At 68.2% G+C, this 14,498-nt stretch carries 17 protein-coding genes; 9 read left to right on the forward strand and 8 right to left on the reverse strand.

What is annotated here, in order from left to right; genetic code table 11:
• Window positions 1-2: 2 nt before the first annotated feature.
• The 3 genes from SJY26_RS00545 to SJY26_RS00555 all read left to right on the forward strand — a co-directional run bounded on the left by SJY26_RS00545 (window position 3) and on the right by SJY26_RS00555 (window position 3,433).
• Window positions 3-755 carry an ABC transporter ATP-binding protein gene (locus SJY26_RS00545; RefSeq protein ID WP_396594231.1) on the forward strand — a complete coding sequence of 251 codons (753 nt, stop codon included), beginning with the start codon at window positions 3-5 and terminating at the stop codon, window positions 753-755.
• Window positions 752-1,513, forward strand: coding sequence for an ABC transporter permease (locus SJY26_RS00550; RefSeq protein ID WP_396594232.1), 762 nt, complete (start codon window positions 752-754; stop codon window positions 1,511-1,513). Before SJY26_RS00545 ends, SJY26_RS00550 begins: the two co-directional genes overlap by 4 nt.
• Window positions 1,514-2,320: 807 nt before the next feature.
• Window positions 2,321-3,433, forward strand: a complete 1,113-nt coding sequence (locus SJY26_RS00555; protein ID WP_396594233.1) for a DUF2336 domain-containing protein — start codon at window positions 2,321-2,323, stop codon at window positions 3,431-3,433.
• Between the two features lie 57 nt (window positions 3,434-3,490).
• Here SJY26_RS00555 and SJY26_RS00560 read toward each other — a convergent pair whose 3' ends face one another.
• The 5 genes from SJY26_RS00560 to SJY26_RS00580 form a co-directional block, all read right to left on the reverse strand.
• Window positions 3,491-3,895: a MucR family transcriptional regulator gene (locus SJY26_RS00560; protein WP_396595681.1), complete on the reverse strand. Its 405-nt coding sequence runs from the start codon at window positions 3,893-3,895 to the stop codon at window positions 3,491-3,493.
• Window positions 3,896-4,094: 199 nt separating this feature from the next.
• On the reverse strand, window positions 4,095-5,312 hold the full coding sequence (locus SJY26_RS00565; RefSeq protein WP_396594234.1) for a DUF2336 domain-containing protein: 1,218 nt from the start codon (window positions 5,310-5,312) through the stop codon (window positions 4,095-4,097).
• Between the two features lie 38 nt (window positions 5,313-5,350).
• The gene (gene cysK / locus SJY26_RS00570) at window positions 5,351-6,331 is read right to left on the reverse strand and encodes a cysteine synthase A (protein ID WP_396594235.1); all 981 of its coding nucleotides are present in this window, start codon (window positions 6,329-6,331) and stop codon (window positions 5,351-5,353) included.
• Between the two features lie 84 nt (window positions 6,332-6,415).
• Window positions 6,416-6,586, reverse strand: a complete 171-nt coding sequence (locus SJY26_RS00575; protein ID WP_396595682.1) for a LytTR family DNA-binding domain-containing protein — start codon at window positions 6,584-6,586, stop codon at window positions 6,416-6,418.
• Entirely contained in the window at window positions 6,565-7,161 is a 597-nt protein-coding gene (locus tag SJY26_RS00580; protein ID WP_396594236.1) for a hypothetical protein, read from the reverse strand. The genes SJY26_RS00575 and SJY26_RS00580 overlap by 22 nt, the downstream gene beginning before the upstream one ends.
• Window positions 7,162-7,298: 137 nt before the next feature.
• Between SJY26_RS00580 and SJY26_RS00585 the strand changes: the two genes are divergently transcribed.
• The gene (locus tag SJY26_RS00585; RefSeq protein ID WP_396594237.1) at window positions 7,299-8,243 is read left to right on the forward strand and encodes an alpha/beta hydrolase family protein; all 945 of its coding nucleotides are present in this window, start codon (window positions 7,299-7,301) and stop codon (window positions 8,241-8,243) included.
• Between the two features lie 6 nt (window positions 8,244-8,249).
• Here the strand turns inward: SJY26_RS00585 and SJY26_RS00590 are convergent, their stop codons facing one another.
• Complete coding sequence (locus tag SJY26_RS00590; RefSeq protein WP_396594238.1) at window positions 8,250-8,819, reverse strand: Uma2 family endonuclease; 570 nt, start codon at window positions 8,817-8,819, stop codon at window positions 8,250-8,252.
• Window positions 8,820-8,903: 84 nt separating this feature from the next.
• Here SJY26_RS00590 and fliI point away from each other — a divergent pair, with 84 nt between their 5' ends.
• The 3 genes from fliI to SJY26_RS00605 all read left to right on the forward strand — a co-directional run bounded on the left by fliI (window position 8,904) and on the right by SJY26_RS00605 (window position 11,878).
• The gene (fliI, locus tag SJY26_RS00595) at window positions 8,904-10,244 is read left to right on the forward strand and encodes a flagellar protein export ATPase FliI (protein ID WP_396594239.1); all 1,341 of its coding nucleotides are present in this window, start codon (window positions 8,904-8,906) and stop codon (window positions 10,242-10,244) included.
• A 13-nt stretch (window positions 10,245-10,257) separates the two neighbouring features.
• Window positions 10,258-10,668: a flagellar export protein FliJ gene (locus tag SJY26_RS00600; protein WP_396594240.1), complete on the forward strand. Its 411-nt coding sequence runs from the start codon at window positions 10,258-10,260 to the stop codon at window positions 10,666-10,668.
• Between the two features lie 61 nt (window positions 10,669-10,729).
• Window positions 10,730-11,878: an endo-1,4-beta-xylanase gene (locus tag SJY26_RS00605; protein ID WP_396594241.1), complete on the forward strand. Its 1,149-nt coding sequence runs from the start codon at window positions 10,730-10,732 to the stop codon at window positions 11,876-11,878.
• Here SJY26_RS00605 and SJY26_RS00610 read toward each other — a convergent pair.
• Both SJY26_RS00610 and ctrA read right to left on the reverse strand, forming a co-directional pair.
• On the reverse strand, window positions 11,875-12,297 hold the full coding sequence (locus SJY26_RS00610) for a DUF1801 domain-containing protein (protein ID WP_396594242.1): 423 nt from the start codon (window positions 12,295-12,297) through the stop codon (window positions 11,875-11,877). The genes SJY26_RS00605 and SJY26_RS00610 overlap by 4 nt on opposite strands.
• Before the next feature lie 107 nt (window positions 12,298-12,404).
• Window positions 12,405-13,112: a response regulator transcription factor CtrA gene (ctrA, locus tag SJY26_RS00615; protein WP_396594243.1), complete on the reverse strand. Its 708-nt coding sequence runs from the start codon at window positions 13,110-13,112 to the stop codon at window positions 12,405-12,407.
• Window positions 13,113-13,401: 289 nt separating this feature from the next.
• Here ctrA and SJY26_RS00620 point away from each other — a divergent pair, with 289 nt between their 5' ends.
• Together SJY26_RS00620 and SJY26_RS00625 are read left to right on the forward strand one after the other, a co-directional pair.
• Window positions 13,402-13,782, forward strand: a complete 381-nt coding sequence (locus SJY26_RS00620; protein WP_396594244.1) for a chromosomal replication initiator DnaA — start codon at window positions 13,402-13,404, stop codon at window positions 13,780-13,782.
• Window positions 13,779-14,498 carry a DUF6456 domain-containing protein gene (locus tag SJY26_RS00625; RefSeq protein WP_396594245.1) on the forward strand — a complete coding sequence of 240 codons (720 nt, stop codon included), beginning with the start codon at window positions 13,779-13,781 and terminating at the stop codon, window positions 14,496-14,498. Before SJY26_RS00620 ends, SJY26_RS00625 begins: the two co-directional genes overlap by 4 nt.

Here is a 14,498-nt window from a genome sequence, read left to right on the forward strand (position 1 = left end):
GGTTGCCGTCCACTGTGCAGGTTTGCCTGAAGGGAGCGGTCGTCCGCTATCCCTCCCTGAGCCACTCTCTCGGCCCGATCGACCTCAGCATTGCGTCCGGAGAAATCGTCGCCCTTGTCGGGGCGTCCGGGGCGGGCAAGTCCACGGCCTTGCGGCTGCTCGCCGGCCTGGAGACGCCGGCGGCGGGCCGGCATGAGCATGCACCCGGTACGAGGACCGGTTTCGTGTTCCAGAGCCCCACCCTGATGCCCTGGGCCGATGCACGGGCGAACGTCGCGCTGCCCCTCGAGCTGTCCGGTGTGCCCTCGGCCGAGGCCCGACGTCGCGCGGATATGGCCCTGGCCGCCGTCGGCCTCGGCGACCGCCCGGAGGCACGCCCGCGGCAGCTGTCAGGCGGCATGGCCATGCGGGTGTCCCTTGCCCGGGCGCTCTCGGTAGAACCCGACCTGCTGCTGCTCGACGAGCCCTTCGCGGCACTTGATTCCATCACCCGGCGCCGCCTGATCGAGGATCTTCACCGCCTCTGGGCGGCGCGCGCCGTCGCCATGGTCTTTGTCACCCATGATGTGGAGGAGGCCGCCTATCTGGCCGGCCGGGTCGTCGTCCTGTCGGTTGCCGACGGCAGGGTTGTCGACGACATCGCCATGCCGGGGCCGCTGCCCCGTCCAGCGAACTGGCGTCGTGACCCGGCCTTCCTGGAGGCTGTGGAAACCGTGGCCGACGCCTTGGCCGCCTCCATGGGTCTCGCTTCATGAGACGCCTCGCCTCGGCCCTGCCCGCGCTGGCCCTGACAATCGCCCTGCTCCTCATCTGGGAAGTGGCCTGTCGCCGTCTGAAGATTCCGGTCTATTTCCTTCCCCCACCAACAGCGGTCGTTCGCGCCCTGGTCGAAAACGGGCCGGTTCTGGCCGGGTCCGCGCTGCAAACCTTCTGGATGGCGTTCAAGGCGTTGGTGGTCGCCGTCGGGCTGGGTGGCGGTCTTGCCGTTCTTGTCTCGCTGAACCGTGTCGCCGAGCGCGCGATCGCCCCGCTCGCCGTGACGCTGCAGGTCACCCCGGTCGTCGCCATTGCTCCCCTGGTCCTGATCTGGGTCGGCCTCGACCACGCAGACCGCGCCGTCACGGCGCTCGCCGCTGCGGTCGCCTTTTTTCCGATCTTCTCCGGCGTCCTCACCGGTCTCAGGGCGACCGACACGGATCTGGAGCGCCTGTTCGACCTCCACAAGGCCACGGCGCTTCAGCGTCTCTGGCGTCTGCGGCTGCCCTCGGCCCTCCCCTTTGCTCTGGAGGGCATTCGTGTGGCCAGTGGCTTCGCCATCATCGGGGCGGTGGTCGCAGAGTTCGTGTCCGGTTCCGGGGCCACACAGGGTCTGGCCTGGCGGCTGCTCGAGGCCGGCAACCGACTGCGCACGGCCGACCTTCTGGCGGCGCTCTTCTGCCTTGCGGTCCTTGGGCTGGCGCTGAACGCGGCAGCGACGGGTGCCCGCCAGTACATGCTGCAGCATCGGGACTGAGGCCTTTAACGTCCGTTAGCCCGGGGTTAAGCCGCCGGCGGCTAGCATGTTGGTAACGTCCCACGGGAGTCCGCCCTTGCAGTATCGCACTCTCCGACCCTTGACGCGGCTGATCGCGACGGCGTCGGGCGTTCTGTTGTTGGCGGGGACCGCTCACGCCCAGGTCGCGGTCAGTAACGGCTCGACGCGCTACCTCTCCTGGGCCAACCGCCCCGCCTCCACGGCCCCGGGCGGTGAAGTCGCTCAGACCCGCGCGAGATCCGGACTGATTCCGCGCCGCACCGCACCGTCCCGGGCTGTCCAGCAGCCCGGACTGCAGCCTGCGCCGTCTCCACTGCCGATGTCGCGCGGCCTGACCCCGGCCGGGGCATGGCTCGGTCCCCGGACGGTACCGTCATACGCACCCGGCACGCCCGACCCCATCGCCATGGCCGCCACGGTCCGCGCGCCGGACGCAACCGCGCCCGGTACGCCGCCTGGACCCGCGCCTGTTGCCGACCCCATGGCACCCCGGCGCGATGCGCCGGTCTTCAGGCTTCGACCCCATGAACCCGCCACAGGCCCTGGCATGGCCACGGCGACCGAAGACGCTTCGGAACAGCAGGGTCCGGGCCGCGCAGCCCAGGGCGCACGCTACTATTCCGTGCACCGGGACGCAGGCCGTCAGCCCGATCCGACCGTGATTCCAGAGCCGGTCTTCTTTGACAGTGTGACGCTCGATCTGGCGGAACCCCCGGCGACCGAACCTCTGATGCGCGACGCCCAGGGACGCAGACGTTCAGTCGCCAACGAAGACCCGAGTTTACCATGAGCGACGCCGCAACTGCGCCCGTAGAGACGGGGTCGCGCCTCCCCGATCTGATTCAGCTGGCTCAGGAGAGCTCCAGCGAGAAGCGCCGCGACCTGTTGCGCGAACTGACCGAGCACTTCTTTGGTCCGGCCCGACGCAGCGCCGCCGAGGATGAGCTCTACGATTCGCTGCTGACCGACCTGGCGGCGGAAATGGAAACTGCCGTGCGGGCCGAACTGTCTGCCCGCTTCGCCCTCTCCCCCGATGCCCCGCGCGGCCTGATCCGGCGGCTGGCCAATGATGAGGTGGCCGTCGCGGATGCCGTCCTGCGGGCCTCGACCGTGCTGACGGACGAAGACCTGATGGGCGTCGTCCGCACCCAGGGACAGGAACATCTGCGAGCCATTTCCGAACGGGACACCGTCTCCGAGGCCGTCTCTGACCTGATCGTCGAGCGCGGCGATGACGAAACGCTCGGGACCCTGCTCCGCAACGACGGGGCTCGCCTCTCCCGGGCGGCGTCCGAGACCGCCGTCGAGCGCGCCAGGCGCAATCCGGCGCTCCATGCCGCGACGGTGGAGCGGGCGTCCCTGCCCGCCGATCTGCTGAATGACATGTATTTCGTTGTCGAGACCCGGCTGCGCCAGCGCATTCTCGAACAAAACGCTGCCATGGATCCCGTTCTGCTGGAGAGCGCCCTGGCGGCGGGTCGCGCGCGCGTGGCGGCCGACGACGGCACCCTCCCGGCGGACTACAGCGAAAGCCTCGCCTATGTGGAAGAACTGGGGGCCGCCAACCAGCTGACGCCCAACATGCTGGCCCGCTTTCTCCGCTCGGGAAGCCGGACTGCGTTCCTGATCGCACTCGCCCAGCTCGCTGACGTGGACTTCCATACCGCCAACCAGATCGTGCAACGCCGGGAGCTCGACGCCCTGGCCGTCATCTGCAAGGCGGCCGATCTCGACAGGGCCCTGTTTCTGACCTTCGTCGTCGTGATTCTGGGGGGCGAGGAAAACGCGATCGGCCAGGCCCACGCCTACGCCCGCCTCTACACCGAGCTCCAGCGGGAGGCCGCCCTGCGCACCCTGCGGTTCTGGCGGCTGCGGCGCAAGTCGGCCGTCGCCGCCTGACACGAAAAAGGCCCGCGTCCTTTCGGAAGCGGGCCTTCAGACGCTGAAGCGGGAAACCTACTTCTTGGCGGCGCGCGGCGCGCGAGCAGGTTTGCGTCCGCCCTGGCCCAGCCCCATCTGCTTGGCCAGATCCGACCGTGCCTTGGCGTAGTTCGGGGCCACCATCGGATAGTCTTTGGGCAGACCCCACTTGGCGCGGTATTCCTCGGGGCTGATATCGTACTTGGTGCGCAGGTGGCGCTTCAGCGACTTGAACTTGCGACCGTCCTCCAGACAGATCAGGAAATCGGGGCTGATCGACTTGCGGATCGGAACTGCGGGCTCCTTGGGCTCAGGCTCGGCTTCAACCACACCGGTCGAAACCTGGGACAGGGCCGCATGGATATTGGAGATCAGCGACGGCAGGTCATTCGCCGCCACGCTGTTGTTGCCGACATAGGCGGAGACGATGTCTGCCGTCATCTCCAGAAGTTCGGACCGCTCGTCCAGTCTTGTCGCTTCCACAGGATTGTCCTTGCCTAATCTTGTCGCGCTAGCGCGATTGGGAGTTTTGGAAATAAGGATATCCGCGACCGAAAGCAATGGACTTGAACACAGAAGCCCATGATGCCGCCCGACAGTTTCCGGTTCGCACTATAGTTTCAGCAGTGGCCGCTTCCGGTCAGCGTCCGAAGTTCTCCGCCAGCGCCATCATCGCCGCCCGCTCCGGTGCAGAATACTCATCCAGTGCGTCGTCGTCGCCTTCACGGATCGCTCTGAGCAATGCGGGCGACAGGGCGGATGACAGCGACCAGTTCCAGTAACGCAGCACGGTCTGGGCGCGGTCGACCGCCAGCATCTCATAGGTGACCTGAACCCTCTCCCAGTCGGGATGAACACTACCGTCCGCGAGGGTCTCGGGCCGGCGCATGGACCGCCACAGATTCTGCAGATCCAACCGCGCCAGCCCGGTCGCCTTGCACAGGATGGCCAGAGGTTCGCCCCCGGTATCGCCCAGGATCTTGGCCCCCGTCAGAGGCTTGATGCCCGACAGATAGGCGATCTCGGACGCAAGCTCGGGGCTCAAACCATCGGTCGCGGCCACGCCGATGGCCTGCTCCAGACTGGCATAGGGGCTTTTCTCGATCGCCGCGCGATTGCGCTGGCGGCGCTCGATGAACTGCAGGGCCTTTCTGGAGACCGGATCCTGCCACCCCTCGGCGGCGGCCATGGCGAAGACGTCCTCCACCACCTCCTGCATGACCTCACGGCTGACCGCGAAGCGCTGCAGGATCGTGCGACGGTCCTCGGCCCCGCACCACCAGAACATCACATAGGCCCCGGATGGTCTCAGCTCCGTCCGCCGCAACAGCGGACTACACAAGGCGGGAACCTGTCGCGACAGGCTGACCACCGCCTCGATCCCGGGCTGGGACAGACGCGCCGTTGTGTTGCGCAGCACCGCCTCGACGACCCGCTCCTCGCCAAAGGCGATCAGCGTCTCGGTGACGATTTCGGACAGCCCGCGCCGCCGCGCCATCAGCAGCCGATGCTCGGTTCCCGTGTCGCGCGCGCAGGCCGCCAGATCGGCGTCCGTCAGCGAGGCGCACTGCTCGATCAACAGCCCCGCGACCGCCACCTCGTCGCGCAACAGCATGCGCGCCAGACTGTTGGGCAGCTCCGCCAATGGGGCCAGCCGCTCCGCCACCCGCTGGCGCTCGCGAGGCGCTGCCAGCCGCAGCATTTCCACCAGCAGGTCGCCGGTCACGGCCCGCTCGAAGGCATTCACACGGCTGCCCGGCAACGACACCACATCCGCCAGCCGCTTCAGCAGAGCCTGCCGCGCGCGGAACACCGGCGGCGGAGCGTCAGGCGACGGGGCTGAAACCGGTTCGGACATACCGCCCGAGGCTAGGGTCAGTTCGGTTAACCGCCGCCTTACAGCCCCTCGAACAGCGCCGTCGACAGATAGCGCTCGGCGAAACTGGGAATGATGACCACCAGCGTCTTGCCGGCGTTCTCCTCCAGCGCCGCCAGCCGGAAGGCTGCGACCAGGGCCGCGCCGGACGAGATCCCCACCGGCACCCCTTCCGTGCGCGCCACGCGCCGGGCCATGTCGAAACTGTCCTCGTTCGACACCTGTTCGACCCCGTCGATCATCGACCGGTCGACGATGCTGGGGACGAAGCCGGCCCCGATGCCCTGGATCTTGTGCGGGCCCGGCTCACCCCCCGACAGAACGGGCGAGGCCGTGGGCTCGACCGCGATCATCCGGATCGAGGGCTTCAGCGCCTTCAACGCCTGACCGACCCCGGTGATCGTCCCGCCGGTCCCGACACCCGAGACCACGATATCGACCGCTCCGCCGGTGTCGTTCCAGATCTCGGGGGCCGTGGTCGCGCGGTGGATCGCCGGGTTGGCCAGGTTGTCAAACTGCGCCGGGCTGACGCTGTTGGGTGTCGACGCCAGCAGCTCCTGCGCCCGTGCAATCGCGCCCTTCATCCCCTTCTCCGCCGGGGTGAGCTCCAGCTGGGCCCCCAGCAGGGCCAGCATCTTGCGCCGTTCGATCGACATGCTCTCGGGCATGCACAGGATCAGCTTGTAGCCCTTGGCCGCCGCCACGAACGCCAGACCGATCCCGGTATTGCCCGAGGTCGGCTCGATCAGGACGGTGCCGGGGCCGATCTTCCCGGCGTCTTCCAGCGCCTCGATCATCGCCACCCCGATGCGGTCCTTCACCGAGGAGGTCGGGTTGAAGAACTCCAGCTTGGCCAGCACCGTGGCCTTCGCCCCCAATTCCGCCGACAGCCGCGGCAGCCGGACCAGCGGCGTGTCGCCGATCGTGTCGACGATCGAGTCATAGATCTTGCCGCGTCCGGACGTGCGGTGGCGCGTGGTGTTGGATTCAGTATCGGACATGGGGAGGCTCCGGCAGGCTGCGGTCTGGAACAGAAGATGGGGCTTCCCTCCCGTTCGCAAGGGCCGAAGAGCATCATTTCTGACCTAGAGCCATCCGGCCTCGCGCAGCCTGACCGTGTTCGCGCGCGACACCGGGGCATCCAGTCCGCCTCTCAGGCGTAGCCGCAATTGTCGCCCTGCGGGCACCACCGCCTCGACGGCGTCCCGTGCCACCCACCACGAGCGATGCACCCTCAGGCCCTCCCGCCCGCCCATGGCGGCCACGGCCTGGGCATCGGCATCAGGAGCAGTTCGGATCCCTTCAGCGTGTGCACACGCACATAGTGGTCCTCCATCTGCAGGCACAGCACCCCGTCTCCGAAAACCCGGTCGGGCGGAACCGGTGCCGCCACGGGTGCCGTGCCGGGCCGGCCGAAGGCACGCCGGACCAGCAGGGCCCCGCCCAGCGCCGCCAAACTGATCGTCAGGCTCTGCCCGTACCATTCCAGCAGGCCGACGCGGGCGACAAATGGCCAGAGCGACAGGGCCGCCACCCGGCTGACTGCCGCGACCGGAATCGCGATGACCGCGATCACCACCGGTCCCCACAGCCACACCGGGATGCGCGCCTGCGCGGCCCACCGCGCGGCGGCCGGAACAGCGACGCCGTACAGAAACGTGGCGATCCAGAAGGTCCCGACCGAATAGGCGATCCGCGTCGGGGCCGTATCGTTCAGATAGCTGCCGAACGGTCCGACCAGCCCCAGAAAGACACCCGCGGCCGTCGACAGACCAAAGGCCAGCGCCAGCCGCCCGAGGGCGGGGTTTCGAACAACAGCCCCATCAATCATGGCTCAACCTTAGCCGGAGCCGGGCCGAGGTCCAGCCCCGTCTGCCCGGACACGTACCCGTTCGCCCGTTCGCGAAACCGCGCTGGAACGACCCCGGTGCCGCGGTCAGATGGCCGCTCATCCACGGAACCGGATCCATGAAAAACCTCTTTCACTTTGCTCGCTGCGCCACCCTGGCCGCCCTCGCCGCTGTCCTCGTCACAGCCCCCTCGCTGGCCCAGTCCACGGTCGGTTTCGCACGGCTCTCGTTTCCGGACGGGGCCGGCCCGGCGGTCGAGGGTGGGGTCTGGTACCCGAGCGATACCCCGCCCGGCACCGCCCTGCCCCTGGTGGTGATTTCCCACGGCAATGGCGGGAGTTACGCCGGCCATAGGGCAACGGCCGAGGCCTTGGCGCGCGCGGGCTTCATCGCCGCCGCCCTGACCCACACCGGCGACAACTGGCGCGACCAGAGCCGGGCGACCGACGTCGCCGAACGTCCCCGCCAGCTCAAGGTCCTGATCGACCATATGGTCACCACCGGAGCCGGATCCTCGAGGGTCGACCCCGACCGGATCGGTGCCTTCGGCTTCTCGTCGGGCGGCTTCACCGTTCTCGTCGCAGCGGGCGGCACCCCGGACCTCCGCCGCGTCGGGGCCCACTGCCGCGAGCACCCAGCCTTCTACGACTGCCGCCTGATCGGAGAACGTCCGCCCTCGCCCGAGACCCTGGGCACGGTCTGGGTGCACGATGATCGCATCCGCGCGGTCGTGGCCGCCGCCCCCGCCCTCGGCTACACCTTCGGCACGGACGGTCTCGCGGAGGTCAGTGCGCCGATCCAGCTCTGGCGCGCGGAAGCGGACCGGGTGCTGCCCCATCCGTTTTACGCCCGGGCGGTCCACGACGCCCTGCCCTCGCCCCCCGAATACCATGTCGTGCCGGCGGCCGGGCATTTCGACTTCATGCCGCCCTGCTCACCGGAACTGGCACAGGCGGCCCCATTGATCTGCCAGCCCACGCCCGGTCTGGATCGGGCCGCCTTCCAGACCGACTTCAATGCCCGGGTGGTCGACTTCTTCGGCCGCACCCTCGCGAAGGAATAGCCCGACTCAGACGTCCGTCTCGAAGCGGACGCCCTCATAGATCGCGGTCATCGGCAGGGTGACATCGATCGCCGTCAGCGGCACGATTCCGTCCACACCCTCGATATCCCGATCCACCCAGGGGTCCGCTTCGTCGGACCGGCTCCACAGCAGAACCTGGGGCCGATCCGGCTCGATGATCACGATGTGGCGCAGGGTCGGCGTCTGCTTGAACTCCTCGGCCTTGCGCAGCAGGTCGATCGTGCGGGTAGAGGGGGAAAGCACTTCGAAGAAGACCGTCGGCGCGGTGCTGCTCAGGGATTTGTCCGGCACGCTCGCGCAGTCGACCGTCACATCTGGCCGCCGCACATTGCCGTGCAGCATCCGCGCCGCCACGTCGGCGGTGTTGGGCTGGCAGGGCTTCCCGCGCAGCTTGTTGCCCAGATCGATGATCAGATTGACCACGATCCGGTCATGCCGACGGGTAGCCCCGGTCATCATCCGGGGCATGCCGTCGACCAGTTCCCAACGGTCCTCCTGATACTGGCACCAGTCCAGGAAGGCGTCAGGCGTCATCAGCTTGAGCGCGGCGTTCATACCGGCACCATACACCAACCGGGGCCGACCCGGAACGGCCCCGCCTTCACCGCCCGTTAACCACGATCCCGCATCCGTTAACCCATGCGCAACCTCGTCGCCGCCGTCGAAGCCGTCGATCCCCTGGTCGTCACGGGCAAGGTCGCCGGCGTGTCCGGCCTGCTGATCGAGGCGCGGGGCGGACTGTCGCGTCTGGCCGTCGGGGCACGCGCAGAGATCGGGCGTCGCGGCACCACACCCCTGCCCGCCGAGGTCGTGGGCTTCCGCGACTCCAAGGCCCTGCTCATGCCCTTCGGCCCCGTCGAGGGCGTGGCACCGGGCGCGGACATCCACATCATCGGCCAGGCGGCCGCTGTCTATCCGACCAAGGCCTGGCTGGGCCGGATCATCGACGCCTTCGGCGAACCCATCGACGGCAAGGGCCCCTTGCCCCAGGGCCCGGCCCCCTACCCTCTGCGCGCGTCGCCGCCTCCGGCCCATTCGCGCGGCCGGGTGGGCGAGCGGCTGGACCTCGGCGTCCGCTCCATGGACGTCTTCACCACCACCTGCCGGGGCCAGCGGCTGGGCATCTTCGCCGGCTCGGGCGTCGGCAAGTCGGTGCTGCTGTCCATGCTGGCCAAACAGGCCACCTGCGACGCGGTGGTGGTTGGCCTGATCGGCGAACGGGGCCGGGAGGTCCGGGAGTTCATCGAGGAGACCCTGGGCGAGGACGGCCTGCGCCGCGCCATCGTCGTCGTGGCGACCTCCGACGAACCCGCCCTGAAACGCCGGCAGTCCGCCTATATGACCCTGGCAATCGCCGAATACCTCCGGGACCAGGATCTGGAGGTCCTGTGCCTGATGGACTCGGTGACCCGCTTCGCCATGGCCCAGCGCGAGATCGGCCTGGCCGCCGGCGAGCCCCCCACGACCAAGGGCTATACGCCCACCGTCTTTTCGGAACTGCCCAAGCTGCTGGAGCGCGCCGGCCCCGGCCCGATCCGGCCCGACGGCACCACCGCGGGGCCGATCACCGCCCTGTTCACCGTCCTCGTCGACGGGGGCGACCATGACGAGCCCATCGCCGACGCCGTGCGGGGGATTCTCGACGGCCACATCGTCATGGACCGCAAGATCGCCGAACGCGGCCGCTTCCCGGCCATCGATGTGCTCAAATCCGTCAGCCGCACCCTGCCCGGCTGCCAGACGCCGCCCGAGCGCGAGCTGAACCGCCGCGCCCGCCAGTGTCTCGCGGCCTATTCCAGCATGGAGGAACTGATCAAGATCGGGGCCTATCGCGCGGGGGCAGACCCGATCACCGACCGCGCCATCGCCTTGAATCCGGCGCTGGAGGCCTTCCTCGGCCAGGACAAGGACGATGTCACCCGACTGGCCAACTCCTTCAACAGGTTGGAAAGCATTCTGAACCAAGGTCAGCTGCAGTGACCGGAGATTTCGCATGACCGCCTGGGCCCATTCCCTCATCCGCATCTCCAACTATGAGGTCGAGACGCTGCAGAAGCGTTTGGCCGAGATCACCGCCCGCAAGGTTTCGGCCGAGATGCGCCTGGCCGTGCTCGACGCCGAGGTCGAGGTGGAACGCGAGCGCGCCCGTGCCGATTCCGAGGCCAATCTGCTGCTCCAGGCCTATCTGGCCGGCTGGAAGGCCCGCAAGGGCGCGGCCGAAAGCGACCTGATCACCCTCGACGCCGAGGAAGAAGGGGCCCGCGACGCCCTGACCGGGGCCTATTCCGAGCTGAAAAAGTTCGAGCACGTCGCCGAGACCACCCGGCTGAACGCCCTGATCGCCGCCGGCAAGCGCGAGACCGCCGCCTTCGACGAAATGGGTCTGCGCCGGCGCAGCGCATAGATCCCTTCTCCCCTTGCGGGAGAAGGTGGCAGCCGAAGGCTGACGGATAAGGGGTACGAGGATGCAGAAGATATGTGTCCGGCAAGCCCTCGCCGGCCAGACCGGGTTTCACACCTCATCCGACCTCGCTCCGCTCGGCCACCTTCTCCCGCAGGGGGAGAAGGGTCTGAGCAGACGCGCCCTCCTCGCCTCCAGTCTGGCCCTCGCCGCCTGCGGCCAGACCGAGGCCGCCCCGACCCTCGCCGCCACACCCCTGAAATCCATCGCGCCGTTCCCGATCGGTACGGCCGCCATGGCGGGACAGTTCGACGACCCCGCCTGGGTCGATCTGGCCCTGACCCACGTCTCCCAGCTCACGCCCGAGTGGGAGATGAAGATGGAATACATCCTCGATCGCCCCGGCCGGTACCGCTGGGACGCCCCGGACCGCATTGCGGACTTCTGCACCGCTCATGAGCTCCGCCTGCATGGCCACGCCCTGATCTGGTACTCACAGGGTGCCGACCAGTTCGCCGGCCTCGACCGCCCGGCCTTCATCACCGGATTCGACGACTACATCGCTGCTGTCGCCAGCCGCTACCGGGGTCGGGTCGTGGGCTGGGACGTCGTCAATGAGGCGGTCGCCGAGGACGGCAACGGCCTGCGCGACTGCCACTGGAGCGCCGTCCTGGGCCAGGACGGCTATATCGCCCGCGCGTTCGAACTGGCGAAGTCCGCCGACCCGGACGCGATCCTGTTCCTCAACGACTACAATCTGGAGAACAATCCGACCAAGGGCGCAACCTTCCTGCGGCTGGTCGAGCGGCTGCTGAAGGCCGGCGTCCCCGTCGGCGGCCTCGGCACCCAGTCCCACCTCGACATCGAGATCCCCGCCGGCCAGACCACCGCCTTCATCCGCGAGGCCGCCGCCTTCGGCCTGCCGATCCACGTCTCCGAGCTGGACGCCTCCCTGCGGTCCGACGGCCGGATCGACACCCGCTCGCGCCAGACCCGTCTGAACCAGCAGACCGCCCGCGTCGCCGAACTGGCCGAGGCCTTCGTCGCCCTGCCCGCGGCCCAGCGCTACGGTTTCACGGTCTGGGGCCTGCGCGACACCGACAGCTGGCTGCGTCGCGACGCCCGCGACGACGGCAAGGACAGTCCCCTGCTGTTCGATGCGTCCGGGCGGCCCAATCCGATGTTCGGAGCGGTGTCGGCGGCGCTCAGCTAGACGATCTCGCCGGGACCTGCCCCGGCCGCCGCCACGAGGGCCCTGGCGTCCGCATAAGCAGAGGCGATCAGTTGCCCCAGGGCCCGGTCATCCACGGCCTCGCCCCACCGCAACTTCGTGTGGCGCATGTATTTGCCGGATCCCTCCAGCAAGCCAGCCGGGTCGGCCAGGGTCGCTCCGTGGAAGAAGCCGACGTTGATGTGGGCCTTGAACACCCCGACGTAGGCGAAGGCCACGTCCCCGACACAAGCGGTCGGGCAGCCATCGTGGATCAGCTCGTGGACGTCGGCCCCGCAATCCCGCATCCGTTCGAACCAGGTCGCCGCAAGCCCCTTCAGATCGACTCCGGGGGCGGCGAACCAGGCCTCGACAGCGGGATCGCGCCGCACAGCACCGGACAGCCGGAATAACCGCGTCATCCGGCCAGAATGCCATGCGCATGCGGGGAGTCCAGTCACCCGACAGGAAAACGCCCGCCGGTTTCCCGGCGGGCGCTGATTTTCTTGGTCGTTTCTTCCCCGGAGATTTAGGCGGCGGCGCTGACCGCCCCGGTGCTTTCCGACGGGTCGCGCAGGACATAGCCCCGGCCCCAGACGGTCTCGATGTAGTGTTTGCCGCCAGCGGCCGTGGCCAGCTTCTTGCGCAGCTTGCAGATGAAGACGTCGATGATCTTCAGCTCGGGCTCGTCCATGCCGCCGTACAGGTGGTTCAGGAACATTTCCTTGGTCAGGGTCGTACCCTTGCGGAGCGAAAGCAGCTCCAGCATCTGGTATTCCTTGCCCGTCAGATGGACGCGGTGACCGTTCACCTCGACCGTCTTGCCGTCCAGGTTCACAGCGATCTCGCCGGTGTGGATGATGGCCTGGGCGTGACCCTTGGAGCGACGGACCACGGCGTGGGTGCGCGCGATCAGCTCGTCCTTGTGGAACGGTTTGGTCATGTAGTCGTCGGCACCGCCGCCGAAGGTCTTGACCTTCGTCTCGATCTCCGTCGAGCCCGACAGGATCATCACCGGCGTATTGACCTTGCCGACGCGCAGCTGGCGCAGCACTTCCAGACCGCTCATGTCGGGCAGGTTCAGGTCAAGCAGAATGAGATCGTAGTCATAGATCTTGCCCAGATCGATGCCTTCCTCGCCCAGGTCCGTCGTATAGACATTGAAGCCTTCGGACTTGAGCATCAGTTCGATGCTTTGCGCCGTGGCGTGATCGTCTTCAATCAGCAGAACACGCATAGATGCCCCTCCAGGCAAAGCTTGACCATAGAACCCGACAAAGACGTACGGGTAACCTTGTTCCGGAGTTAACCCCCGAAAACCTTAAGAACGGTTAACAGCACCCCGATGAGGCGAATCGTAGGCTGATTTGCGAATCGGCGTCGACCCGTTCGAGTCAACAATTCGAATTTTTCATGCCAGCGACGTTCCCGCCGGCCGGCGCCCCCTGACACGACCGATTCTGACGTATCCAAGGAAGATATTCCTCCCCTTGGGCAACCGTCGTGCCCGATGGAGGGAACTAACCGTGAAGGAACCGTATCGTGTGCTCGTTTCGGCCGACGATCAACGTCACGCGGGCCTGGTCATGCAGATGGTGGCCGTTCGGCTGAACACACCGATCCGCATCCCTGCCCCCGGCACCCGTCTGTCCCCCACGGCGCTCCGGGCCCGGCGGGTGTCGATGTATCTGTCCCACATCGCGCTGGGCTGGCCACTGGAGCGGGTCGGCCATGCTTTCGGCGTCCATCGCCAGACCGCCTCCATCGCCTGCCGCCGGATCGAGGACGCCCGGGATGAGCCCAACCTGGACACCCTGCTGGACCAGCTGGAAGAAGCCATCCGCGGTCTGTGTGACGCCCCGCCGCCCGACCTTCCGGCCCTTCCTGACGTACCGGAGGCCGCATGACCGGCGTGCTGTCCCGGGCCCGGGCCCTGCTGTCGCGCCCCGAGGGATGGATCGACGCAGCCGGCACCGGCGGCGTCTACCCTTTGCGGCTCGGGCCGGACCGGCGGTCGCGCATCATACTCACATTGGATGAGGCCGCGATCCGCGCCCTGATCGAAGAGCCGGGCCTGCGCGCCCGCCCCGGTGGCGGCTGGATCCTCCGGCCTGCACGGGACGAAGGATCGTCGGCTCCTGCGGGCCGCCCGGGACACATCGAGGGACAGCGCTGGATCGTGGACACCGAGGGCCGCCTCAGCGCGCGTCGCGCCAATCTCGGGGAGAGTCCGGTGGCCTGGCTGGCCCGGCGCAGGGATGCCGACGGCCGCCCCTGGCTTGAGGCCGTCGAGGTCGCGGCGGCGGAGCGGCTGCGCCTTGATGCGGAACAGGCCCGCGCCGGCCCGTCGCTGACCATGAGGTGGGACGCCCTGCCCCGGGCTGCGGCCGGGGGAAATGCGCGGCGGATTGACCCGGGAGACCGGGCGCTCGCGGCCGGCCGGCGCGTGGCACTGGCCCTGGCCGCCTGCGATCCCGGCCCGCGCCTCTTCGTCCGGCACATCTGCATCGACAGCCAGTCCCTGCAACTGGCTGAACGGGCCTGCGGCCTCCCGAGACGTCAGGGCAAGGCGCTTCTGAAACGGGGGCTGGCCGATCTCGCCCGACACTACGGCATCGGCTAG

This window comes from Brevundimonas sp. R86498 (genome assembly GCF_044598075.1).
Classification (GTDB): Bacteria; Pseudomonadota; Alphaproteobacteria; order Caulobacterales; family Caulobacteraceae; genus Brevundimonas.

Excerpts from the sequence above, each read along its gene's own strand:
- SJY26_RS00550 (WP_396594232.1), top strand. The coding sequence starts at position 752 with ATGAGACGCCTCGCCTCGGCCCTGCCCGCGCTGGCCCTGACAATCGCC.
- SJY26_RS00555 (WP_396594233.1), top strand. The coding sequence starts at position 2,321 with ATGAGCGACGCCGCAACTGCGCCCGTAGAGACGGGGTCGCGCCTCCCC.
- SJY26_RS00560 (WP_396595681.1), bottom strand. The coding sequence starts at position 3,895 with ATGACGGCAGACATCGTCTCCGCCTATGTCGGCAACAACAGCGTGGCG.
- SJY26_RS00565 (WP_396594234.1), bottom strand. The coding sequence starts at position 5,312 with ATGTCCGAACCGGTTTCAGCCCCGTCGCCTGACGCTCCGCCGCCGGTG.
- cysK (WP_396594235.1), bottom strand. The coding sequence starts at position 6,331 with ATGTCCGATACTGAATCCAACACCACGCGCCACCGCACGTCCGGACGC.
- SJY26_RS00575 (WP_396595682.1), bottom strand. The coding sequence starts at position 6,586 with ATGGGCGGGCGGGAGGGCCTGAGGGTGCATCGCTCGTGGTGGGTGGCA.
- SJY26_RS00580 (WP_396594236.1), bottom strand. The coding sequence starts at position 7,161 with ATGATTGATGGGGCTGTTGTTCGAAACCCCGCCCTCGGGCGGCTGGCG.
- SJY26_RS00585 (WP_396594237.1), top strand. The coding sequence starts at position 7,299 with ATGAAAAACCTCTTTCACTTTGCTCGCTGCGCCACCCTGGCCGCCCTC.
- SJY26_RS00590 (WP_396594238.1), bottom strand. The coding sequence starts at position 8,819 with ATGAACGCCGCGCTCAAGCTGATGACGCCTGACGCCTTCCTGGACTGG.
- fliI (WP_396594239.1), top strand. The coding sequence starts at position 8,904 with ATGCGCAACCTCGTCGCCGCCGTCGAAGCCGTCGATCCCCTGGTCGTC.
- SJY26_RS00600 (WP_396594240.1), top strand. The coding sequence starts at position 10,258 with ATGACCGCCTGGGCCCATTCCCTCATCCGCATCTCCAACTATGAGGTC.
- SJY26_RS00605 (WP_396594241.1), top strand. The coding sequence starts at position 10,730 with ATGCAGAAGATATGTGTCCGGCAAGCCCTCGCCGGCCAGACCGGGTTT.
- SJY26_RS00610 (WP_396594242.1), bottom strand. The coding sequence starts at position 12,297 with ATGACGCGGTTATTCCGGCTGTCCGGTGCTGTGCGGCGCGATCCCGCT.
- ctrA (WP_396594243.1), bottom strand. The coding sequence starts at position 13,112 with ATGCGTGTTCTGCTGATTGAAGACGATCACGCCACGGCGCAAAGCATC.
- SJY26_RS00625 (WP_396594245.1), top strand. The coding sequence starts at position 13,779 with ATGACCGGCGTGCTGTCCCGGGCCCGGGCCCTGCTGTCGCGCCCCGAG.